This window comes from Candidatus Solirubrobacter pratensis, assembly GCF_000425945.1.
Classification (GTDB): Bacteria; Actinomycetota; Thermoleophilia; order Solirubrobacterales; family Solirubrobacteraceae; genus Solirubrobacter; species Solirubrobacter pratensis.
In genome coordinates, this window is record NZ_AUEK01000003.1 from 699282 (window position 1) to 721595 (window position 22314).

Below are 22314 nucleotides of genomic sequence, written 5' to 3' on the forward strand. Positions count from 1 at the left end.
CGATGGCGCCGCAGCTGTGGCTGCTGCGGCACGGCGAGGCCGTGCCGCACGACTCGAAACCGGATCACGAGCGCGAGCTCACGCCGCGCGGCCGCACCCAGGCGGAGCTCGCCGGCGCCGCGCTGGCCAAGCTGGGGCTCGAGTTCGCGGCCTGCTACACGAGCCCGAAGCTGCGCGCGCTCGAGACCGCGCGGCTGGCCTGCCGGTCGCTGAACGTCGAGCCGTCGGTCGCGCGGTCGCTGGCCGGGCGCTTCGACCGCGAGGACGCGCTGGAGTTGCTCTCGGTGCACGGCGCCGACGACCGGGTCCTGGCCGTCGGCCACGAGCCGACGTTCTCGCAGGTCGTCCACGACTTCACCGGCAGCCGCCTGGACTTCAAGAAGGGCGGCGTCGCCGGGTTGCGCGCCGAGCGCGCGGGCGGCGAGCTGCTGGTGCTGCTGCGCCCGCGCGAGCTCGAGGCGATCGCGGGCTAACCCGCGTCGAGCGCGGCGAGGATCACCGCGAGCGCGACCTCGGTGCGCGGGAGCAGTGAGGCCTCGAGCACGAACTCCTCCGGGTTGTGCGCCTTGCCGCCGCGCGGGCCGAGCCCGTCGACGGTGACCGGGATGCCGGCCGCGAAGTGGCTCGCGTCGCTGGCGCCGCCGCGCGCTGCCGGCAGGACGGGGCGCCCGAGCGCCGCGCTCGCGCGCGCCAGCAGCGGCGCGGTCGCGTCCTGGGAGTGCATCCCCGGCCAGCGCCGCGTCAGCTCCGCCTCGAGCCGCACGCCGCCGACCTCGCCGGGGATCCGCTCGAGCACCGCCTCGATCGCGTCCAGGTGGTCGGCGCGCAGATCGCAGAAGAGCTCTCCCGCGCCGGGCACGACGTTGAACGCGTTGCCGGAGCGCAGCACGGTCGGCACCGCGGTCAGGTGCGCCTCGCCGTGCGGGTCGTGCGCGGCCGCGACCGCCTGCGCGGCGGCCGCGAGCGCGAGCAGGGCGTTGCGGCCGCGGTCCGGCGCCGACCCGGAGTGCGAGGCGCGGCCGTGCCCCTCGACGCGGATCGTCCCCGCCGCCTTGCGGCGCACGACGACCGCCTCGTGCTCGTCGCGCAGCTCGCCGGCCTCGAAGCACAGGCAGGCGTCGAACCCTGCGAAGCGCTCGACGTGCGCGAACGGCTGGGTGCGCCACTCCTCGTCGTTGACCAGCAGCAGCGCCAGCTCGGCGTAGGCCTCAGGGCGACGCGCCAGCGCGCGCATGGCGGCGATCGCGATCACGTCGCCCCCCTTCATGTCGACCGAGCCGGAGCCGACGAGCTGCTCGCCCACGCGCGCGAGCGGCTTGTGCTGCGCGTGCGCCACGACCGTGTCGACGTGCCCGAGCAGCAGCACGCGCGCAGTCCCCGTCCCGCGTAGGCGCGCGACCATGTCCTGCGCGTGCCCGGGCGAGGAGCAGGGGATGCGCTCGATCTCCGCCTCGTCCGGGAGCAGCAGCGCGCACACGGCGATGCACTCCTCCGCGCCCGCCGCGTCGCCGGACGGCGAGGATACGCCGACCAGCGCCTCCAGCTCGCGGGGGAGGCGATGGGCGATCTCTGCGGCGGTCTCGGCGATCCAGCTGTCCATGGTGCGGCGGCAGGCTAACGTCTTGTCGATGCCTGAGCTGCCGGAGATGGAGATCGTCGCCCGCAGGCTGGCCGCGGCGCTCCCGGGGCAGGCGATCGAGAGCGCGATGACGCCCGGCATCAACGTGCTCAAGACGTTCGACCCGCCGCTGAGCGCGCTCGACGGCGCTACGTTCACCGACGTGCGCCGGCGCGGGAAGCTGCTCCTGCTCGAGGCCTCGACCGCGTCTCACGGGCCGCTCACGCTGCTCACGCACCTGATGTCCGCGGGCCGGCTGCAGCTGCAGCCCAAGCGCGGCTCTCTGCGCGACAAGACGGCGCGCGTGCTGATCCGATTGCCGGACGACCACGAGCTGCGATTGCGCGAGTTCGGCACCAAGCAGGCGGCGTGGGTGAAGCTGCTGACGCTCGACGGGCTCGAGGAGGAGGACTCCCTGCGCACGCTCGGTCCGGAGGCGTGGCCGGACCCGCCCGAGCTCGGCGAGCTGCTCGCCTCCCCGCGCCCGCTGCACTCCCTGCTGCGCGACCAGCAGGTGATCGCCGGCATCGGGCGCACCTGGGTCGACGAGATCCTCCACGCGGCCAAGCTCTCGCCGTTCAAGCGCGGCGACGACCTGACCGAGCGCGAGGCGAAGGCGCTGCGCGACGCGATGGCGGGCGAGCTCCAGCGCGTGCTCGACGTCTACGAGGACACGGTCCGGCTGCCGCTCCCGGAGAAGTTCCCGAAGCCGACGCGTGTGCACGCCCACCAGGGCGAGCCGTGCCCGCGGTGCGAGACCGTCCTCGAGGCCGTGTTCTACGAGGACTACGTGATGACGTACTGCCCCCACTGCCAGACCGAGGGCCGGATCCTCAAGGACCGCCGGCTTTCAAGGCTCCTTAAATAATCTGGAGTCATTCCAGATCTGTGGCACACTGACAGCGTGCCCGCCGTGACTGAACTCGAGCGCATGCTGCGCGGGGCCTTCTTGCGCGTGACGCGTCCGCGCGTGGCGGTGCTGGCCGCGGTGCATGACCATCCGCACGCCGACACGCAGTCGATCCTCGGGGTCGTCCGCCAGGTGCTCGGCGAGGTGTCCCAGCAGACCGTCTACGACGTGCTGCATGCACTGACCGACGCGGGCCTGGTGCGGCGCATCCATCCGCCGGACTCCGTGGCGCGCTACGAGTCGCGGGTCGGCGACAACCATCACCACGTCGTGTGCCGAGCGTGCGGCGCGATCGCCGACGTCGACTGCGCCGCCGGCACCGCTCCCTGCTTGACCCCGGCCGACGACCACGGCTTCGCGATCGACGAAGCCGATGTCGTCTACCGGGGCCTTTGTCCCGACTGCTCAACCGAAAGGGTCACCACCCGTGTCCGATAGCCCCGACGCCGTCGTAGGAGAGATGAACGAGCCGACCGGGAACGGCTGCCCGGTAGCGCACGAGCGCGCCGCGCACCCGACCCAGGGCGGCGGGAACCGGGGCTGGTGGCCGGACCGGCTCAACCTGAAGATCCTCGCCAAGAACCCGGCCGTGGCCAACCCGCTCGGCGAGGAATTCAACTACGCCGAGGCGTTCAACACCCTCGACCTCGCCGAGGTCAAGCGCGACATCGAGGACGTGTTGACGACCTCGCAGGACTGGTGGCCTGCCGACTACGGCCATTACGGCCCGTTCATCATCCGGATGGCGTGGCACAGCGCCGGCACGTACCGCATCAGCGACGGCCGCGGTGGCGCGGGGGCCGGCCAGCAGCGCTTCGCGCCGCTCAACAGCTGGCCGGACAACGGGAACCTGGACAAGGCTCGCCGGCTGCTGTGGCCGGTCAAGCAGAAGTACGGCCAGAAGCTCTCCTGGGCGGACCTGATGGTCCTCGCCGGCAACGTCGCCCTGGAGTCGATGGGCTTCAAGACCTTCGGCTTCGCCGGCGGCCGCGAGGACGTCTGGGAGCCCGACGAGGACGTCTACTGGGGCCCCGAGACCACCTGGCTGGGCGACGAGCGCTACACCGGCGACCGGCAGCTCGAGGAGCCCTTGGGCGCCGTGCAGATGGGCCTCATCTACGTCAACCCGGAGGGGCCGAACGGCAACCCGGACCCGCTCGCCGCGGCCACGGACATCCGCGAGACGTTCCGCCGCATGGCGATGAACGACGAGGAGACGGTCGCGCTGATCGCCGGTGGCCACACGTTCGGCAAGACCCACGGCGCGGCCGACCCGGATCGGTATGTCGGCCGCGAGCCCGAGGGTGCCCCGCTCGAGGCGCAGGGCCTCGGCTGGATCAACAGCTACGGCAGCGGGAACGGCGCGGACACGATCACCAGCGGGATCGAGGTCGTCTGGACGGCCACGCCGACGAGGTGGAGCAACAGCTTCCTCGAGAACCTGTTCGGCCACGAGTGGGAGCTGACCAAGAGCCCTGCCGGAGCCCACCAGTGGCAGCCGAAGGGCGGCGCCGCGGCGGGCACCGTGCCCGGGCCGATCGACGCCTCGGACACGCGTACGCCGATGATGCTGACGACGGACCTCGCGCTGCGGATGGACCCGGTCTACGGGCCGATCTCGCGGCGCTTCCTCGAGCACCCGGACGAGCTCGCCGACGCGTTCGCCCGGGCGTGGTTCAAGCTGACGCACCGCGACATGGGGCCGGCCGCGCGCTACCTCGGGCCGGAGGTCCCCAGCGAGACGCTGCTGTGGCAGGACCCGCTCCCCGACGTGACGCACGAGCTCATCGGGGCGCAGGACATCGCCGCCCTCAAGCGTCGGATCCTCGAGTCAGGGCTGCCCGTCTCCCGGCTGGTCGCCACCGCCTGGGCCTCGGCGTCGACGTTCCGCGGCAGCGACAAGCGCGGCGGCGCCAACGGGGCGCGCATCCGCCTGGAGCCGCAGAACGGCTGGGAGGTCAACGACCCTGCCGAGCTGGCGACCGTGCTGCGCACGCTGGAGGGGATCCGAGCGGCCTTCGACAAGCCGGTCTCGCTTGCCGACCTGATCGTGCTCGCCGGCTGCGCCGCCGTCGAGCAGGCCGCCAAGGACGGCGGCGTGGACGTCGAGGTTCCCTTCACGCCGGGGCGCACGGACGCATCGCAGGAGCAGACCGACGCGGAGTCCTTCGCCGCGCTCGAGCCGACCGCGGACGGGTTCCGCAACTACCTCCGGGAGGGTCACCGGCTGCCGGCCGAGTATCTCCTGCTCGATCGCGCGAACCTCCTGACCCTGAGCGCGCCGGAGATGACCGTCCTCGTGGGCGGCCTGCGCGTCCTAGGCGCGAACCACAAGCAGTCCCCGCTGGGCGTGTTCACCTCGAGGCCCGGGTCGCTGACCAACGACTTCTTCGTGAACCTGCTCGACCTCGGCACCAAGTGGACGGCGACGCCCGACGGCCAGTACGAGGGCCGCGACGTCGCCACCGGCGAGCTCAGATGGACCGGCAGCCGCGCCGACCTTGTCTTCGGCTCGAACTCCGAGCTGCGCGCGCTCGCGGAGGTCTACGCCGGCGATGACGCGCGCGAGAAGTTCGTGCACGACTTCGCCGCGGCGTGGGTGAAGGTGATGAACCTCGACCGGTTCGACCTGAAGTAGCCTCGACCACATGATCGAAGCAGGCACGCAGGCTCCGGACTTCACGCTCCCCGACCAGGACGGCAACGACGTGACGCTCTCCGAGCTGAGAGGGACGACCGTCGTGCTGTACTTCTACCCGAAGGCCGACACGCCCGGATGCACCACGCAGGCGTGCGGGATCCGCGACCACCACAACGACTACGCGGACGCCGGCGTGACGGTGCTCGGCGTCTCGCCCGACTCGGTCAAGGACGTCAAGAAGTTCTGGGACAAGCAGGGCCTGAACTTCACGCTGCTCGCCGACGCCGATCACGCGGTGGCCGAGCAGTACGGCGTGTGGGCGGAGAAGTCGATGTACGGCCGCACGTACTGGGGCAACCTGCGCGCGACCTTCATCATCGACGGCGACGGCAAGATCGCGCGCGCGTTCCCGAAGGTCTCGCCCAAGACGCACGACGACGTCGTGCTCGAGGCGCTCAAGGAGCTCGCCGCGGCGTAGGCTGCCTCGCAGCTCCCGCTGACGCCGCCGTGATGGCGGCTGCACAGCGCCGCCGAGGCGCTGTGCAGCCCCCTTCAGCCTCTCCCGCTTGCCATGTCGGCATGCTTCACGCATGAGCGTCTTCGGTCTCATCCACGGGGCGTGGCACGGCGCCTGGTCATGGGAGCAGCTCGTGCCGGCGCTCGAGGTCCGCGGGCACCACCCCGTGGCGGTCGAGTTGCCGTGCGACGACGAGGACGCGGGCCTGGACGAGTACGCGCGGATCGTCGACGAGGCGCTCGGGGACGCCGACGATGTCGTGCTGGTCGCGCACTCGCTCGGGGGGCTCACGGTGCCGCTGATCGCGGAGCGCCGGCCGATCGCGCGCATCGTGCTGATCGCCGCCCTGCTGCCGAAGCAGGGCCTGAGCCTCGTCGACCAGCTGCGGGCCGACCGCGACATCCTGATCGGCCGCAACGAGGGCCGCCGGATCGACGAGAACAAGCGGCTCGAGTGGACGGACGCGAGCGCCGCGATCGACACGCTGTACACCGACGTGGAGCCCCAGGTCGCCGCCGCCGCCTTCGTGCGCCTGCGCCCGCAGGCCAACAAGCCGCACGTCGAGAAGGCGCGCGCGCCGTGGCCGGACCTCCCCACCGAGTACCTCGTGTGCGCGCAGGACCGGATGGTCTCGCCCGGCTATCAGCAGCGCGCCCCGTTCACGCGGCAGGTCCTCGCGAGCGCCCACTCGCCGATGCTCTCGCAGCCGTCCGAGCTGGCCCGGCGGCTGTGCCCTTGAAGGAGCGTCGAGTTCGTCCGCGGGCTCAAGGGCCGGCCGGGCCGCGAGCTGCAGGTCCACGGGAGCGGGCGGCTCGCTACGGTCGGGGAATGTTCACGTCGCCGCTCGCCGAACAGCTCGCCCCGGACCTGCTCGAGCGCTTCCTGCGCTACGTCCGGGTCGACACGCAGTCCGCGCGCGACCGGACGCAGAGTCCCAGCACGCGCGGCCAGCTCGACCTCGGCCGCATGCTCGCCGACGAGCTGCGCGCGATCGGGCTCGCCGATGCCGCGCTCGACGAGAACGGCTACGTCGTCGCGACGCTGCCGGCGACCGTCGAGGACGCGCCGGCGATCGGCCTGATCGCGCACGTCGACACGAGCCCGGACGCGCCCGGCGCCGGCGTCGAGCCGATCGTGCACCGCGGCTACGACGGCGGCGTGATCGAGCTCCCGCGCGGCGGCACGCGCGTCGGCCCGCACCCGTCCGCGGCGGGGCACGACATCGTGACCTCGAGCGGCGACACCCTCCTCGGCGCCGACGACAAGGCCGGCGTCGCCGAGATCATGGCGGCCGTCGCCTACCTCGCCGGCCACCCCGGGCTCCCGCGGCCGACGCTGCGGATCTGCTTCACGCCGGACGAGGAGATCGGGCAGGGGCCGGCGCTGTTCGACGTCGAGCGCTTCGGCGCGGCCGGCGCGTACACGCTCGACGGGTCCAGCCTCGGCGAGCTGCAGGACGAGACGTTCAGCGCCGCCGAGGTCACCGTCACGATCGACGGCGTCGACGCGCACCCGGGCTGGGCGTACGGCACGCTCGTCAACGCGACGCGGCTCGCGGGCGAGATCGTCGCCCGGCTCCCCGCGGACCTGACGCCCGAGCGCACGCGCGGCCGCGAGGGCTTCATCCACGTCTACGAGCTCGCGGGCTCGGCGGGCCGCAGCGTGATCCGCGCGATCGTGCGCGACTTCGACGACGACAAGCTGCACGCCCACGCCGAGCTGCTGCGGCGCACCGCCGAGGAGGTCGTCGCGGCCGCGCCGGGCGCCCGCGTCGCCGTCGGGGTCGAGCCGCAGTACCCGAACATGCGCCGCTTCATCGAGCGCTTCCCGCACGTCGTCACAGCGGCCGAGCGGGCGCTCCGCGCGGAGGGCATCGAGCCGGTGCGCAAGCCGATCCGCGGCGGGACCGACGGCGCGCAGCTGAGCGCGATGGGGCTCCCGACGCCGAACCTGTTCACAGGCGGGCACGACTACCACTCGCCGCGCGAGTGGGCGTCGCTGCCGGAGATGGCCGCAGCGGCGGCGACGGTGGTGCGGCTGGCGGAGGTGTGGACCCAGGCGGAGTTCCGGGCCGCGGCTCTCGGTGCAGCGCCACTCCCGCGATGACGAGCGCGATGCCGGTCAGGTCGGTCGCCGTCGGGATCTGGGTCAGCACGACGAGCCCGACCACCGTCGCGGTGGCCGGCAGCAGCGAGACCATCAGGGCGTAGGTCGCGCGCGGCAGGCGCGCCATCGCGAGCTGGTCGGCGACGTACGGGATCACCGAGGAGGAGACGCCCACGCCGACGCCGGCGGCGAGCGCGACCGGGTCGGCGAATGCCGGCGCGGCGGCCCAGCCGGCGAACGGCGTGACCAGCGCCGCGGCGACCAGCATGGCCGCGCCCAGCGCGTCGATGCCGGCCTCGCGCGAGGCCTTGTGGGCGAGCACGATGTAGGCCGCGAACAGGGCCGCGTTGGCGAACGCGAGCGCGACGCCGAGCGGCTCGCCCCCGAGCTGGACGCCCGTGAGCAGGTAGACGCCTCCAACGGCGAGCGCGAGCGCGGACGCATTGCGGCGGGTGCGCGCGCCCAGCGCGGCGAGCAGGATCACCGGCAGGAACTCGATCGCGGCGACGGTCGCGAGCGGGAGCCGGTCGATCGCCTCGTAGAAGCAGCAGTTCATCGCCGCCAGCACGGCGCCCCAGGCGAGCACGGTGCGGTTGGCGAGCGCGCGCCACGGCCGCCGCCAGGCGGCGAAGATCAGCGCCGCGGCGGCGATCCGCAGCCACGCGACGCCGAGCGGCTCGACGCGGGCGAACAGCAGCACCGCGAACGCCGGGCCGAGGTAGTGGAACAGCGCGCTGACGACGAAGTAGGCGTGCGGTGGCAGGCGCTTGGTCACGCCGGACAGGATCGTCGGTACGGACGCGGAAGACCATGGGCGATCGAAGGTAGTCTGCGTGCATGGCGATCGATTCGAAGCCATTGGACGCGACCGACCTTCGACTGCTCGCCGAGCTGCAGGAGGAGGCGCGCCTCAGCCAGGCGGAGCTCGGGCGCCGCGTCCAGCTCTCGCCGCCCGCGGTCGGCGAGCGGCTCGCGAGGCTCGAGCGCGACGGCGTGATCACCGGCTACCGCGCCGGGGTCGACCCGCACGCGCTCGGCTACGCGCTCGCCGCCGTCGTGCGCATGCGCCCCGCGCCGCGCCAGATCTCCACGGTCGCCGACATCGCGCGCGCGACGCCCGAGGTCGTCGAGTGCCACCGCGTGACCGGCGAGGACTGCTTCTACATGAAGGTCCACATCCGCTCGGTCGAGCACCTCGAGGAGGTGATCGACCGCTTCACGCCCTACGGGCAGACGACGACCTCGATCATCCAGTCGTCACCTGTTCCCGGGCGGGGCGTCGAACTGGGCGCTTGAGCGCCTAGTGTGCGTCGCCGTGCGCGCTCGCGGTCACGGGTCGCTCCCCCTTTACGTCGGCGGCTTCCTCGGGCCGTTCGGCGGCGGCATGGTCGCGGTGCTCGTGCCGCAGCTGCGCGAGGCGTTCGATGCCACGACCGGCGCCGTCGCCGCATCGATCCCGGCCTACCTGATCCCGTTCGCGGCGCTCCAGCTCGTGTCAGGGACGGTCGGGGAGCGGCTGGGCCGGCGGCGCGTGGTCCGGACCGGCTACCTGTTCTACGCGCTGTTCTGCGTCGCGGCGGCGCTGGCTCCGGGGATCGGCGCGTTCCTCGTCTCGCGCGCGCTGCAGGGCGTCGCGAACGCGTTCCTGACCCCGCTGCTGCTGGCGGGGCTGGCGGATGAGGTGCCTCCGCGGCAGATCGGCCGCGCGGTCGGGACGTTCGCGGCGGTGCAGACGGCGGCCGTCGCGCTGGCGCCGCTGGTCGGCGGCCTGCTCGGGGCGCTGGACTGGCGGCTCGCGTTCCTCGTGCCGGCGGCCGTCGCGGGTGGGCTGGCGCTGCTGCCGCCGGCCGACGGCGTGCCGCGCGACGAGGTGCCGCGTCTGCGCTCGGTCGTCACCCCGCGCGTCGGGCTGTTGAGCGCGGCGGCGTTCGCGGCCTATGCGGGGGTGACCGGCGTCGGGTTCCTGGTCGCCGTCCTCGCCGCCGACGACTTCGGGCTGTCCTCGATCGAGCGCGGGCTGCTGCTGGCCGGGTTCGGCGTGGCGGGCATGCTCGTGGGCCGCGCTGCGGGCGGCGCCGTGGACCGCTTCGGCCGCGTCCCGATCGTGCTCATGGGCGCCGCCGTCTCCGCTGCGCTGGTGGCGACGCTGGGCTTCGCGCCGAGCGCCGGCGCGCTCGCGGTCCTGTGGTTCGCGACCGGGCTCGGCTCGGCGCTCGTGTGGGCCGGCATCAACACGCTGGCCGTCGAGGCGGTGCCCGGCAACCGCGCCGGCGGGACGTCGGTCGTCTCGGCGTTCAAGTTCGCGGGCAACGCCGCGGCGCCGGTCATGTGGCTGCCGCTCTACCACGCCGACCCGCGCGCCGGCTTCATCGGCGCGGCGGTCATGGCCGCGCTGACCGGTGCGTTCGTGGCACCGCTGCGGCGACGAGGGCGGAGATGATGCCACGCTAGGGGTGATGCAGCTCGCGTCCATCGGCGACTCCTTCACCTCGTTCTTCGACGCGGTCGGCTCGTTCTTCTCGAACCTCGCCGCCGTCCGGTGGCCGTCGCTCTTCTTCGCGCTGCTGCTGTTCCTCGCCTACCTCACGCTGCGCTCGCGCGCGTCGTTCAACATCCTGCGTGCGGCCTATCCCGACTCCCGCTTCGAGTTCAAGCGCATCTGGGGCGCGTACTTCGCCGGCTACGGCTTCAATTCGGTCATCCCGGCGCGCAGCGGCGACGTGATCCGGCTGTTCTTGACCAAGAGCTCGATCCCGGCCTCGAGCTACCCCGCAACGGCCGCGGCGTTCTTCGTCGAGTTCGGCTTCGACCTCACGATCGCCGTGCCGGTGCTGGCGTTCGCGTTCTCGCAGGGCGTGTTCCCGAAGCCGCCCGATTTCTCGAAGCTGCCGGCGTTCGATCTCGCGTTCTTCGCGCAGCACCCGCGCTTCACGCTGTTCTTGCTCACCGTGCTCGGGATCCTCGTGCTGGCGGGGTTCGCGCTGCTGTCGGCGCGCGTGCGGTCGTTCTGGGCGCGCGTGCGGCAGGGGCTGACGATCCTCTCCGATCGCAGGCGCTACTTCCGCGAGGTCTGGCTGATCCAGTTCGCCGGCTGGCTCTGCCGCTTCGCCGCGTTCTGGTTCCTGCTCGAGGCGTTCAACGTGGGCGGGTCGGTGCGCAACGTGCTGCTCGTGCTCGGGGTGAACGCCGTCGCGGCGCTGGTGCCGTTCACGCCGGGCGGCGCGGGCGTCGCGCAGGCGCTGCTGGTGAAGGTGTTCGGCGGGAGCGCGACCGTCGCGGCGTACTCCGTCGGCCAGCAGATCGCGATCGCCGCATGGACCTTCGCGATCGGTCTCGCCGCCGTGGTCTTCATCTTCCGCTTCCGCTCGTTCAAGGAGGTCATCGCCGCCGGGCGGGCGGAGCGCGAGGCGGGCAAGGCGGCCGAGACCGCCGCGGAGCCGGCGAAGCCCGAGCCGGCGTGATCCTTGCTGCGCGGGCGCCGTTCGCCGGCGCGGCGCTGCTCGCGTACCTCGCGGCGCGCGTGATCCCCGGCGTCGAGGAGGTCGCCGATGGCGCCTACCGCCGCAGCCTGCGGCTCGCCCGCGGCTTCGGCGTCGCCGAGCTGTCTCCCGAGCGCGACGGCATGCGCGTGTCGTTGCGGCTCGACGACCCGCGCGACGAGCAGGAGGCGCTGGCGCAGGTCGGCGCGCTGCTCGACCTCGACGCCGACGCCCCCGCGATCGCCGCGCACCTCGGCGCCGACGCGCTGCTCGGACCGCACGTCCGGCGCGAGCCGGGACGGCGGGTGCCGGGGACGGTCGACGGCCCCGAGCTGTGCTTCCGCGCCGTGCTCGGCCAGCAGATCTCGCTCGCCGCCGCGGCGACCCACGCGGGGCGGCTCGTCGCCGCGGCCGGGGAGCCGCTGCGCGAGCCGCGCGGCGGCGTCACCCACGTCTTCCCGTCGCCCGCGGCGATCGCCGCCGTCCCGGACGCGGTGCTCGCGATGCCGGCGTCCCGCCGGCGCACGATCCGCGCGCTCGCCTCCGCGCTCGCCGGCGGCACCCCGGTCGCGCCCGAGCGGCTGCTCGAGCTGCCGGGCATCGGGCCCTGGACCGCGGCCTACATCGCGATGCGCGCCGTCCACGACCCGGACGCGTTCCTCCCGACCGACCTCGGCGTCCGCCACGCGCTCGCGCGCCTGGGCGTCTCGCAGGACCCGCGGGTGCCGGCGGAGCGCTGGCGCCCCTATCGCGCCTACGCGGTCCTGCACCTCTGGGGCACGCTGGCCTGACCGGCTCAGCCGCGGGACGGCCGGCTGAGCGGATGATCGCGCGCGTGCACGGCCGCCGACCCATCCGCGGACCCGGCGAGGCCGGGACCGCGAGAGGTGAATCGTTCAGGAGCCCATGCCCTGGCGCGCTTCGCGCACCAGCGTGACGGCCTCGGGGAAGACCGTCGCCATCACGGCGCGGATCTGCTGGGCCTGCTGCTCCGTAGTGCCCTGGATGTTGACGCGGTTGATCGCCGCGACCGTCATGTCGACGGCCAGCTTGATCGCGTTGTCGGCCCACGCGATCGTCTGCGCCGACTGCATCTGCTCCGCCATCTCCTGCATGCGGCGCTGGAACTCAGGGTCGTTCAAGAATCCGCCGAAGCCTTCCATGGGGCCGAGTCTACTTGGTGCAGTAGCAGGGCTCCGCGGCGCGGCGGCGAGGCTCCTGCCGCGGCCGCGGGGGAGCGACGGGCAGCACCTCGCCCGCGTCCTCGCGCTCCCACTTCGCGACCGTGCGCCGCAGCGACGCGAAGGCGACCGCGCCCGGGCCGATCGGCAGCCAGAAGGCGAAGAAGCGGTACGCAAGCACGGCGACGATGGCGAGTCCGGGATCGGTTCCGAAGGCGACGAGCGCGCCGACCATGCCGCCGTCCACGCCGCCGACGCCGCCGGGCAGCGGGAGCAGGTTCGCGAGCGTGCCGACGAAGTAGGCGACGATCAGCACCCCGACCGCGGGGGACTCGCCGAAGGCGTGGAAGCACGCCCACAGCACGGCGATGTCGAAGCCCCACCAGACGATCGCGCCGACGAGGCCGAGGTTGCCGGAGCCGACCAGGCGGCGCGCCTCGCGGACGCCGTCGCCGACCGGCGAGAGCCAGCGCCGCAGCCGCGAGGCGCCCGGGCGCACGAACTGCGCCGAGGCGACCACCGCGACGACGACGGCGCCGAAGATCGCCGGCACGACGGTGATCGCGAACGAGCCGCCGCCGGGGATGACGCCCGACCACAGCCCGAGCCCACCGACGACCAGCGCGGCCATGTAGACGAAGTAGAGGAGGACGAGGAACGTCGTCATCCGCGCGGCGACGTCGCGCCGGTCCATGCCGGCCTTGCGCATCGCCCACGCGGTCAGCGCGATGCCGCCGGCGCCGCCCGCCGCGAACAGCCGCGTCGCCATGTGGCCCGCGAGCGTGATCTCGGTGCTCGCGCGCATGCCGATCCGGCCGCGCGCGTCCAGCGAGACGGCGCGGAAGAGGATGATGTGGCCGACGAACGACAGCGCCTCGAGCACGAGCGCCAAGCCGAGCCACGACATGTCGCCGTGCGCCAGTCGCTGCCACACGTCCGGCAGGTCCGCGATCGCCGGAGCGAGGACCACGGCACCGACCACGAGCAGCGCGCTCGCTCCCGCCAGGACCGCCACCTTGCGCAGCGACAGGCTGCCGATCGCGGGAACGCCGGCGTCCGCGGGCACGGGAGCCTTGGCCCCGTGGGCGACTCTCAGCGGGGCGAGACCCGTGGGCGTTTCGTCGCGGTCGATGGCGGTGGCGGCCATGCCCGGGAGTCTCGTAAGAAATTCGTTCGGCTTCTAACGAGCCAGCATGCCGCTTTAGGGTGCGGTTATCCCGACGAGCGCCGCCGCGCCACCCCCGCGCAGCAGCTCCGTGCGGTGCACGAGCCGCGGCGAGGCCAGCGGCACGCCGGTCGCCACCACCTTCTCGGGCAGCAGGGCTAGTCCCTGTCCGGCCTCTACCAGCGCGAGCAATCCTGCGACGTCCTGGCCGTCGTAGACGAGCGCCGCGCGGAACCCGTCGGCGCGCGCGAGCATCGCGAGATCGGCCAGCGGGGCGGTGACGGCGGGCGCGTCGATCCAGCGCGCGTCGACGAGGTCCTCGAGCCGAGCGCCGCGCACGCGGTTCCCGCGGCCCAGCAGCGGGTGGTCCGGGGGCAGCGCGAACGCGAGCTCCTCCTCGGCCACCTCAGCCGCCGGGAGTCCTGTCTCAGGCAGCCGCAGCGGGTCGTTGACGGCGGCGATCCCGTCCACGATCCCGGCGTCCAGCTCGCCGGTCGCCACGGCGGTCGCGATCGCCTCGCGCGTCCCGATGCGCAGGCTCGCCTCAAGCGGCGGCAGCGCGTTGCGCGCCGCCGCGACCGCGCGGGCAGCGACGCGCGCCGAGAGCGGCGTGGCGCCGACGGCCAGGCGCGTCGGCGGCCCCGTCGCGACCCGCATCACGTCGGCGCGCGCCGCATCGAGCCGCAGCAGGATCGCGCCGCCGTGCTCGAGCAGCCGCGTCCCCGCCTCGGTCGGCGCGACCGGCCGCCGATGCAGCAGCGCCGTTCCGAGGTCGGCCTCCAGGGCGGCGATGTGCTGGGAGACCGCCGACTGCGTGTAGCCCAGCTCTCGCGCCGCGGCGGAGAACGACCGCAGCCGCGCGACGGCGGCGAACGTGCGCAGGAAACGGGGGTCCACATCCATCAGTATCGCTGATGGAGAGAGCACGAACGATCGTTGGACGTGAACTCGGCGGCGAGCGACGATGCGGGGCATGCCAACCGTCGCCCTCGTCGGAGACCGCTCGCCGAGCGTCCGCGCCCACGCCCGCATCCCCCAGCTCGTCGACGCTCTGCGCCGCCGCGACGGCGTCGTGCTCGACCCCTACTGGGTCCCGTCCGAGGAGGCGGAGTCAGGGCTCGACGGGTTCGACGGCATCTGGGTCGTTCCCGGCAGCCCGTACCGCAGCGCCGAAGGCGCGATCGCCGCTGCACGCACGGCGCGCGAGCGCGGGGTCCCGTTCCTCGGCACCTGCGGCGGCTTCCAGCACGCCGTGCTGATGCTCGCGCGCGACCTCGCCGGCATCGATGACGCCGTGCACGCGGAATACGGCCTCGCCGAGATCGACTCCCGGGTGAGGCCCCGCGGGCCGCACTCGAAGCCGGACGAGCCCGCAGGGCGAGGCTCGGCCGTCATCGTCGAGCTCGAGTGCTCGCTCGTCGGGCACGAAGGCGCGATCACGTACGCGCCCGGCTCGCGGATGCAGCGCATCATGGGCGCCGGCCGCAGCGTCGAGCGCTACCACTGCTCCTACGGGATCGACGCGGCGTACCTGAGCGCCCTGACCGACGCCGGCGTCGTGTTCAGCGCGCGCGATGACGCGGGCGAGGTGCGCGCGCTCGAGCTGCCCGGCCATCCCTTCTTCGTCGGCACGCTCTTCCAGCCTGAGCTGGCGGGCGACGGCTCGCGAGCGCACCCGGTGATCCGCGCCTTCGCGGACGCGTGCGCGAGCCACCAGGAGGCCCAGGCCGCGCGGGTGGGCTCCGCCTCGGTCTAGCTAGGTCACCGCGCGAGCGCGCGTGCCGAAGTCCGGCATCGCGGCGCGCGTGATGCGCGCGGACAGCCGCGCGGCGAGATCCTCGTCGGTCAGCCGCGAGGCGAGGTCGTCGAGCGTGACGACGCCGACGAGGAAGCCGGCCTCGACGACGACCAAGCGGCGCACGCCCTGGCGGATCATCAGGTAGGCGCCTTCGTCGACCTCCATGTCGGGGTCGGCCGTGATCACGGGCGTGGACGCGTGGTCGGACACGCGGTCCGCGCCGTCGCGGCCCTCCGCGACGACGGAGACCGCCAGGTCGCGATCGGTGATGAAGCCGACGGGGCGGCCCTTGTCGGCGAGCACGACCGAGCCGACGCCGCGGTCGCGCATCAACCGCGCGATCTCCCGCACCGTGGACTGCGGATCCGCGACCACCACAGACTCCGTCATGACCTCGCGAACCAGCATGGCCGCGAGTCTACAATCGCGCGACCGTGCCACACAGGACCGCTTCACAACTCGCCAACCGGCGGCGCGTCGAGGCGCTGATCCGGCTGCTGGCGCCCGTGCTCGACGCGACGCTCTATGTCGGCGACCGCGTGTCGCGCGTCGCGGGCCGGGGCGAGCTGCCTCCCGAGCCTGCGAGGCGGCGACTCCCCACTAAAGTAAGCGAGTAGTGGCCGTCGTCTCCGAGGACCCGCAGAAGCAGCTCGACTGGGAGGCGCGTCAGCGCCCCCGCGCAGGGATCGCGGCGATCGTCGCCGTCCTCACGCTGATCGGCGGCTTCTGGGGCAACGTCCAGGTCGGCAACGACGCGCCGACGCCGTCGGGGCTGGAGGCGCTGCAGCGCGGCGTGCGGCCGGGCCCCGTCAACGACCTGCCGTCGCTGCAGATCCCGCGCATGCAGTACATCGTCGATCACCAGGCGCTGCTGCTCGTGCTCGGCGTCGTGGGGCTGATCGCGGGCATCGCGGCCGGGTGGGCGCTCGGCTTCCTCGCGGTCGCGACGCGCGCGCGGCGCCCCGAGCTCAAGCGCTGGGTGATCTACCTGCCGATCGTCGGCGGTGTCCTCTCCGGCCTCTACACGCTGCTCGGCATCGTCGGCGAGGTCGTGCACGACAACCAGGTGCTCGACAGCGGGCGGACGGTCGCCGACGCGGCCAAGGGCAACGGCCTGCTCGTGTTCGCCAACGCGCTCGGCTTCTTCGCGCTGATCGCGTCGGCCGGCGCCTACGTGCTGGTGTCGCTGAACGCGATGCGCGCCGGGCTGCTCACGCGCCTGCTCGGCGTCGTCGGCATCGGCACCGGCGTGTTCTTCATCCTGCCGCTGCCGCTGTTCGGCCCGCTGCTGCAGGTGCTCTTCCAGGCCGCGCTCGCGCTGCTGCTGTTCCGGGCCTGGATGGGCGGGATCCCGCCGGCATGGGACACCGGCCGCGCCGAGCCGTGGCCCGCGCGCCAACCCGCGCCCCGACGCGGCGCTCCAAAGCCGGAGCCCACGCCGCAGCCGGCCGGCCCCGCGGCGCCCGAGCGCCGCAAGCGCAAGAAACGTCATTGAACTTTCATCTTCCCGGCCTACGGTGGGATGTGTCGCACACCGTTCCGCAGGGAGGATTCTGCAATGGCTGCCAGTGCACGCATCGGCGACGATCGCATCGTCAGTCCGGTCGAGTCGCCTGCCAGCACGCTCCCGCCGGTCGCGAACCCCGCCCCGCTCGGGCTGGCCGCGTTCGCGCTGACGACGTTCGTGCTGAGCATGTTCAACGCCGGCCTGCTGGCCGCGGGAGGTGAGCCGGTCGTCTTCGGCCTGGCACTCGCCTACGGCGGGTTGGCGCAGCTGCTCGCCGGCTTGTGGGAGTTCCGCGCCGGCAACACCTTCGGCGCGACCGCGTTCTGCTCCTACGGCGCCTTCTGGCTGTCGTTCTGGGCGTTCGTGGAGTTCTTCGAGAAGAGCATCCCGGCCGCCGACGCCGGCCATGCCGTCGGCCTGTACCTGATCGCCTGGGGCATCTTCACCGCCTACATGTTCATCCCGTCGCTGCGCACGACGATGGCCATCTCGGTCGTCTTCGCGCTGCTCGCTCTGACCTTCATCGTGCTGGGAATCGGCAACGCCGGCGGCCACTCCGGCATCATCAAGATCGGTGGGTGGCTCGGACTGGCAACGGCGGTCGCCGCGTGGTACGCCTCCTTCGCGGAGGTCAGCAACGCGACGTTCGGCCGGACGGTGTTTCCCGTCGGTCCGCTGCGGCGATGAGTCGGTGACGTAGAGAGAGGAGCTGGCATGGCGACGGAAGGGCAGACGCTCGAGCAGCAGCTGGACGAGCTGCTGGATCAGGAGAGGTTCCCGCCACCGGAGGACTTCAAGGCGAACGCGGTCATCTCAGACGCCTCGATCTACGAGCGCGCCGAGGCCGACTTCGAGGGGTTCTGGGCCGAGCAGGCCGAGATGCTCGATTGGGACACCAAGTGGGACACCGTGCTCGACTGGTCGAACCCGCCGTTCGCGAAGTGGTTCGTAGGCGGCAAGCTGAACGTCTCCCACAACTGCCTGGACCGGCACGTCGCCGCCGGCCGCGGCGATCGCGTCGCGTACCACTGGCGTGGGGAGGAGGGCGAGGAGCTCGACATCACGTACGCCGATCTGCACCGTGATGTCCAGAAGCTCGCCAACGCGCTCAAGGACGTCGGCGTGGCGAAGGGCGACGTGGTGGCGATCTACCTCCCGATGGTCCCCGAGGTCGCCGTCGCGATGCTCGCCTGCGCACGCATCGGCGCGATCCACAACGTCGTCTTCGGCGGGTTCAGCGCCGAGTCGGTGAAGGAGCGCATCGAGTTCTCCGAGGCCAAGGTCCTGATCACGGTCGACGGAGCCCGGCGCAAGGGCAAGACGGCGCCGATCAAGAGCAACGTCGACGAGGTCATCGGCGACCTCGTCGACACGATCGTCGTCGTCCGGCGCGCCGACAACGACGCGCCGATGAAGCAGGGGCGCGACCACTGGTACCACGAGCTGCTCGAGGCAGCCGCGGACGAGTGCCCGCCCGAGCCGATGGACGCGGAGGACCCGCTGTACATCCTCTATACGAGCGGCTCGACGGCCAAGCCGAAGGGCATCCTCCACACCACGGGCGGCTACCTGACCGGCGTGGCGTACACGCACCGCGCCGTGTTCGACCTCAAGCCCGACGAGGACGTCTACTGGTGCGCCGCCGACGTCGGCTGGGTCACCGGGCACTCCTACATCATCTACGGGCCGCTGGCCAACGGCGCGACGTCGGTGATGTACGAGGGCGCGCCCGACTACCCCGACAAGGACATCTGGTGGGAGATCGTCGAGCGCTACAAGGTCTCGATCCTGTATTGCGCCCCGACCGCGATCCGCGCGTGCATGAAGTGGGGCGCCGAGTACCCGGAGCGCCACGACCTGTCGTCGCTGCGGCTGCTCGGGACGGTCGGCGAGCCGATCAACCCGAAGGCGTGGCTGTGGTACTGGAAGGTGATCGGCGGCGGCAACTGCCCGATCGTCGACACCTGGTGGCAGACCGAGACCGGCGCGATCATGATCACCACGCTCCCGGGCGTGCTCGAGGCCAAGCCGGGCTCGGCGGGGCGTCCGCTGCCGGGCATCGACGCCGCCGTCGTCAATGAGCAGGGCGAGGACGTCGGCACCGAGCAGGGCTACCTCACGCTCACCCGCCCGTGGCCCGCGATGCTGCGGACCCTCTTCAAGGAGGACGACCGCTTCGTCGAGACCTACTGGGACAAGTTCGGGCGTGAGACGTACCTGGTCGGCGACGCCGCGCGGCGCGACGAGGACGGCTACTTCTGGATCATCGGGCGCATCGACGACGTCGTGAACGTCTCCGGCCACCGGCTCTCGACGGCCGAGGTGGAGTCGGCGATCGTCTCGCACCCGAAGGTCGCCGAGGCCGCCGTGATCGGGCAGACGGACGAGGACACCGGCCAGGCGATCACCGCGTTCGTCACGCTCGAGGGCTCGCTGGAGGGCGACGACGAGCTGGTCGGCGCGATCCGCGAGCAGGTCGCCGGGCGGATCGGCAAGTTCGCGCGGCCCAAGCGGATCATCTGGGCCGACGACCTGCCCAAGACGCGCTCGGGCAAGATCATGCGCCGGCTGCTGCGCGACATCGCCGAGGGGCGCGAGCTGGGCGACGTCACGACCCTGCGCGACCCGGACGTGATGGAGCAGCTGGAGGGCAAGATCCGCGAGCGCGACGCGGAGGGAACCGGCTAGCTCCGCCGGCCGCCCCATCGGTATGGCGCGACCGCTCGTCGCGCCATGCCGACCGCCCCGTTCGTCGGACGTGACCGCACCGAAACGCGCTGCGCGCGAAGATGACCGCTCGATGAGCTCGCGCCGGCGGCGCGGGCTCGACGTCACTTCGACCGGAGGTAGCAGATGGGTGCGGTACACGTACACGAGTTCATGAGCCTCGACGGCGTGATCGACGCGCCGACGTGGACGTTCGACTACGGCTTCGACCCGGAGATGGGGGAGACCATCGGCGGGTTCACGCAGCGCAGCCGCGGCATCCTGCTCGGGCGCACGACCTACGAGATGTTCGAGCCGGCGTGGTCGACGCGGACCGCGGAGGACGATCCAGGGGCGCCGTTCTTCAACGACACCACCAAGTACGTCGTCTCGGGGACGCTGGAGACGGCGACCTGGCGGAACTCGAAGATCGTCGGGCCCTATGACGCCGAGGCGCTCCGCGCACTCAAGGACGAGGTCGACGGCGACCTCTACATCAGCGGCAGCCGCACGCTCGTCCGGGCGATGCTCGACGACGGCCTGATCGACGAACTGCACCTGTTCGTGTACCCGCTCACCCTCGGCTCCGGCCCGAGGCTCTTCCCCGACGGTGCCGCACCCCACAAGCTCTCGCTCGCGGCGACCCGCTCGTACGCGAACGGCGTCGTCTACCTGGGCTACCGGCCGCAGGCGTAGGGCCGCCGGCTGGACACCGTCAGGCCTTAGCCGTAGGCTCGCCGTCGCGTGGCGGGACGCCTGACTGCATTCCTAGTCGCAGGACGGAGAGACCATGCTGAAGAACACACAGATCATCGTCCTCGCGTTCGGGCTCGTTGCCGCCGTCCTCGGCATCTACGCCGCGCAGGAGTCGCCGTACACGCACATCGCTGCCGGCGCGGTTGCGATTGCGGCGGTCGTCGCGGCGGCACAGGCCGTCCAGGCGGCACGCGAGGCCGATTTCGTGAAGCAGATCCTCTCCCACCTCGCGCGTTCCACACCGGTGAGCGCGTGGTGGAGGAAGAGGGTCAACGAGCTCGTGCGAACCGGCGCGGCGTCCCGCGGCTATCTGCTGGACAAGATCCTGTTCGACTCGTCCGACGGGGATGACCCGGCAGCCAGCGCGATCTTCGTCTTTCGGTCTGCCGATCCTCCCGACAGCGAGCGGACCGGCCTGCTGGTGCTGACTCCGGCAGACTATGCGGAGCTGTCACTGACCTCTCAGGGCCGGCTGCCAAAAGACGTCGCCGCATTGATGACCGGCAGTTGGGCCGGCTCCACCGAAGCCGATGTCGCGGCGCGTCTCTGTCAGACCGCGACGGCACTGTACGGCTTGTCCACCCGCGACGGTTTCCGCGTCTCGCTCACGCCGCACAGCTCCTCGACGCCGTTGACGATGGAACTGGGAAGCCTGCGCCTCTCGTTCTCGCCATCGAAGGTGGCGGAGCTCGTTGCCGAGGCCCCGATACGACGTGACGACCGGATCGCATCGGCCATCGAAGCGCATGAACCGGATGTGGCGAGGTATCTCCAGCTGTAAGGGAGTCTGGGTGCGTGGCGCGTTCAGCAGCACTCAGCGAGCCGCCGCCACATCTAGAGACGTCCCGTCGGACGTATAAAACAGGACCGTGAAACCGCTCACGTCCATGAGCCTGCGAGAGCAGGCGCAGCAGATGATCCGCGCCAGCATCCTCGCCGGCGAGCTCGCGGCCGGCGAGATGTACTCCGCCTCCGCGCTCGCGGAGCGCCTGGGCGTCTCGCCCACACCGGTTCGCGAGGCGATGCTGGAGCTCGCCAACGGCGGGCTTGTCAAGCCTGTCCGCAACCGCGGTTTCCGCATCCTCACACCCGACGAGGCCGACCTCGACGAGATCAGCCAGCTACGCCTGATGCTCGAGGTGCCGTCGATGCGGATCGTGGCCGAGCGGGCGAGCGACGCCGATCTCCGCGATCTGCGCGAGATCGTCGAACAGATCGAGGCGACCGCGGCGGCGGCCGACGTCGCCGGCTTCTTGGTGGCCGACCGTGCGTTTCACCTCGGCATGCTCGAGTTGACGGGGAACGGGCGGCTCGTGCGTCTGGTCGCCCAGTTGCGCGACCAGACGCGCATCGCGGGCATCTCCGAGCTCGCGCGCGAGGGCAACTTGACGAAGTCGGCGGCGGAGCACCGCGACATCCTCGACGCGCTCGAACAGCGCGATGCCGCCGAGGCCGAGACGCTGATGAAGCGCCACCTCATCCACACGCGCGGCATTTGGGCGGGGCGCGCCGACCCGGAGCCGGGCGCGATCGCCGTGCCCTAGTTACTTCCCCCGGATAAACGGGTGAAGTGAGAACGGCCGCGCGGGCGGCGCGGCCGTTCATCGGGCGGGTCGTGGGCGGGCGGCTCCGCGACCGGTGGTGATGGTGTCAGGCGGTCCGGACGGGTGTGGCGGGCGGTGGTTGGCGGGCCCGCCGGCCGTTCAGCGGATCGCGTCGCCGGTCGCGTCAGGTGGTCCTGAGGGCGAGCGTGTCGAGGTTGTAGGCGAGGATCGCCCAGGCGGCCCAGGTGCGGGCGCCGGTGTGGCCTTTGAGGCGGGATCGGTCGAGGCCGTAGCGTCGCTTGAGGTGACTGATGCGGCCTTCGGCGCCGACGCGGAACTTGGCCAGCCGGCGGTTGGTCTTGCGGCCGTGGGGGGCGTGGCGGCCG

24 protein-coding genes and 2 pseudogenes are annotated in these 22314 nt (G+C 72.3%); 19 read left to right on the forward strand and 7 right to left on the reverse strand.

The annotated features are described in order from the left end of the window. Nucleotides 1-2 precede the first annotated feature (2 nt). The gene (locus H958_RS42695; protein WP_051323758.1) at nt 3-473 is read left to right on the forward strand and encodes a SixA phosphatase family protein; all 471 of its coding nucleotides are present in this window, start codon (nt 3-5) and stop codon (nt 471-473) included. Here H958_RS42695 and H958_RS0103610 read toward each other — a convergent pair. Further along, the gene (locus tag H958_RS0103610) at nt 470-1600 is read right to left on the reverse strand and encodes a M20/M25/M40 family metallo-hydrolase (RefSeq protein WP_037409192.1); all 1131 of its coding nucleotides are present in this window, start codon (nt 1598-1600) and stop codon (nt 470-472) included. The two genes, H958_RS42695 and H958_RS0103610, sit on opposite strands and share 4 nt — an antisense overlap. A 28-nt stretch (nt 1601-1628) precedes the next feature. Between H958_RS0103610 and H958_RS0103615 the strand changes: the two genes are divergently transcribed. From H958_RS0103615 to pepT, 6 genes and pseudogenes are all read left to right on the forward strand, one after another. After that, a complete protein-coding gene (locus H958_RS0103615; RefSeq protein ID WP_028057657.1) occupies nt 1629-2486 on the forward strand; it encodes a DNA-formamidopyrimidine glycosylase family protein in 858 nt (285 codons plus the stop codon). Nucleotides 2487-2549: 63 nt separating this feature from the next. Beyond that, a complete protein-coding gene (locus tag H958_RS0103620) occupies nt 2550-2966 on the forward strand; it encodes a Fur family transcriptional regulator (protein ID WP_196807184.1) in 417 nt (138 codons plus the stop codon). Then, the gene (gene katG / locus H958_RS0103625) at nt 2956-5166 is read left to right on the forward strand and encodes a catalase/peroxidase HPI (RefSeq protein ID WP_028057659.1); all 2211 of its coding nucleotides are present in this window, start codon (nt 2956-2958) and stop codon (nt 5164-5166) included. Before H958_RS0103620 ends, katG begins: the two co-directional genes overlap by 11 nt. Nucleotides 5167-5176: 10 nt before the next feature. Beyond that, entirely contained in the window at nt 5177-5647 is a 471-nt protein-coding gene (gene bcp / locus H958_RS0103630; protein ID WP_028057660.1) for a thioredoxin-dependent thiol peroxidase, read from the forward strand. 112 nt (nt 5648-5759) lie between these two features. After that, entirely contained in the window at nt 5760-6425 is a 666-nt protein-coding gene (locus H958_RS0103635; RefSeq protein WP_028057661.1) for an alpha/beta fold hydrolase, read from the forward strand. A gap of 89 nt (nt 6426-6514) precedes the next feature. Next, nucleotides 6515-7684: pseudogene (gene pepT / locus H958_RS0103640) on the forward strand (peptidase T); the annotation flags it as partial. Here the strand turns inward: pepT and H958_RS48945 are convergent. Beyond that, the gene (locus H958_RS48945) at nt 7641-8651 is read right to left on the reverse strand and encodes an EamA family transporter (protein ID WP_156027657.1); all 1011 of its coding nucleotides are present in this window, start codon (nt 8649-8651) and stop codon (nt 7641-7643) included. The pseudogene pepT and the gene H958_RS48945 sit on opposite strands and share 44 nt — an antisense overlap. Between H958_RS48945 and H958_RS0103660 the strand changes: the two genes are divergently transcribed. From H958_RS0103660 to H958_RS34750, 4 genes are read left to right on the forward strand one after another with little or no spacing between them, the layout of a single operon-like run. Beyond that, on the forward strand, nt 8630-9088 hold the full coding sequence (locus H958_RS0103660) for an Lrp/AsnC family transcriptional regulator (RefSeq protein ID WP_037408882.1): 459 nt from the start codon (nt 8630-8632) through the stop codon (nt 9086-9088). The two genes, H958_RS48945 and H958_RS0103660, sit on opposite strands and share 22 nt — an antisense overlap. Nucleotides 9089-9107: 19 nt before the next feature. Further along, nucleotides 9108-10232 carry an MFS transporter gene (locus tag H958_RS34740; protein ID WP_156027658.1) on the forward strand — a complete coding sequence of 375 codons (1125 nt, stop codon included), beginning with the start codon at nt 9108-9110 and terminating at the stop codon, nt 10230-10232. Nucleotides 10233-10248: 16 nt separating this feature from the next. Beyond that, on the forward strand, nt 10249-11253 hold the full coding sequence (locus H958_RS34745; protein WP_051323760.1) for a lysylphosphatidylglycerol synthase transmembrane domain-containing protein: 1005 nt from the start codon (nt 10249-10251) through the stop codon (nt 11251-11253). Further along, on the forward strand, nt 11250-12062 hold the full coding sequence (locus H958_RS34750; protein WP_051323761.1) for a DNA-3-methyladenine glycosylase family protein: 813 nt from the start codon (nt 11250-11252) through the stop codon (nt 12060-12062). Before H958_RS34745 ends, H958_RS34750 begins: the two co-directional genes overlap by 4 nt. A gap of 105 nt (nt 12063-12167) precedes the next feature. Here H958_RS34750 and H958_RS0103675 read toward each other — a convergent pair whose 3' ends face one another. From H958_RS0103675 to H958_RS0103685, 3 genes are read right to left on the reverse strand one after another with little or no spacing between them, the layout of a single operon-like run. Next, the gene (locus tag H958_RS0103675) at nt 12168-12434 is read right to left on the reverse strand and encodes a hypothetical protein (RefSeq protein ID WP_028057664.1); all 267 of its coding nucleotides are present in this window, start codon (nt 12432-12434) and stop codon (nt 12168-12170) included. 10 nt (nt 12435-12444) lie between these two features. Beyond that, nucleotides 12445-13599: a lysylphosphatidylglycerol synthase transmembrane domain-containing protein gene (locus H958_RS34755; RefSeq protein ID WP_051323762.1), complete on the reverse strand. Its 1155-nt coding sequence runs from the start codon at nt 13597-13599 to the stop codon at nt 12445-12447. A gap of 54 nt (nt 13600-13653) precedes the next feature. Next, nucleotides 13654-14520: a LysR family transcriptional regulator gene (locus tag H958_RS0103685; protein WP_051323763.1), complete on the reverse strand. Its 867-nt coding sequence runs from the start codon at nt 14518-14520 to the stop codon at nt 13654-13656. Nucleotides 14521-14590: 70 nt separating this feature from the next. Here H958_RS0103685 and H958_RS34760 point away from each other — a divergent pair, with 70 nt between their 5' ends. Next, entirely contained in the window at nt 14591-15373 is a 783-nt protein-coding gene (locus H958_RS34760; protein WP_037408883.1) for a glutamine amidotransferase-related protein, read from the forward strand. Here H958_RS34760 and H958_RS34765 read toward each other — a convergent pair whose 3' ends face one another. Then, entirely contained in the window at nt 15374-15823 is a 450-nt protein-coding gene (locus tag H958_RS34765; protein ID WP_051323764.1) for a CBS domain-containing protein, read from the reverse strand. A 26-nt stretch (nt 15824-15849) separates the two neighbouring features. Between H958_RS34765 and H958_RS45840 the strand changes: the two genes are divergently transcribed. The 7 genes from H958_RS45840 (at nt 15850) to H958_RS34770 (ending at nt 21928) form a co-directional block, all read left to right on the forward strand. Further along, nucleotides 15850-16032: a hypothetical protein gene (locus tag H958_RS45840; protein ID WP_156027659.1), complete on the forward strand. Its 183-nt coding sequence runs from the start codon at nt 15850-15852 to the stop codon at nt 16030-16032. After that, on the forward strand, nt 16032-16910 hold the full coding sequence (locus tag H958_RS0103700) for a hypothetical protein (RefSeq protein ID WP_028057666.1): 879 nt from the start codon (nt 16032-16034) through the stop codon (nt 16908-16910). Before H958_RS45840 ends, H958_RS0103700 begins: the two co-directional genes overlap by 1 nt. Nucleotides 16911-16973: 63 nt before the next feature. Next, nucleotides 16974-17609 (forward strand): acetate uptake transporter, encoded by a 636-nt coding sequence (locus tag H958_RS0103705; RefSeq protein WP_051323765.1) that lies wholly within the window; start codon nt 16974-16976, stop codon nt 17607-17609. A gap of 27 nt (nt 17610-17636) precedes the next feature. Next, nucleotides 17637-19610: an acetate--CoA ligase gene (acs, locus tag H958_RS0103710; RefSeq protein WP_028057668.1), complete on the forward strand. Its 1974-nt coding sequence runs from the start codon at nt 17637-17639 to the stop codon at nt 19608-19610. Between the two features lie 165 nt (nt 19611-19775). Further along, entirely contained in the window at nt 19776-20324 is a 549-nt protein-coding gene (locus H958_RS0103715) for a dihydrofolate reductase family protein (RefSeq protein WP_028057669.1), read from the forward strand. A gap of 94 nt (nt 20325-20418) precedes the next feature. Continuing rightward, nucleotides 20419-21165, forward strand: coding sequence for a hypothetical protein (locus H958_RS0103720; RefSeq protein ID WP_028057670.1), 747 nt, complete (start codon nt 20419-20421; stop codon nt 21163-21165). Between the two features lie 106 nt (nt 21166-21271). Beyond that, nucleotides 21272-21928 carry a GntR family transcriptional regulator gene (locus H958_RS34770; protein ID WP_037408884.1) on the forward strand — a complete coding sequence of 219 codons (657 nt, stop codon included), beginning with the start codon at nt 21272-21274 and terminating at the stop codon, nt 21926-21928. A 184-nt stretch (nt 21929-22112) separates the two neighbouring features. Here H958_RS34770 and H958_RS0103730 read toward each other — a convergent pair. Next, a pseudogene (locus H958_RS0103730) lies at nt 22113-22314 on the reverse strand (ISNCY family transposase); the annotation flags it as partial.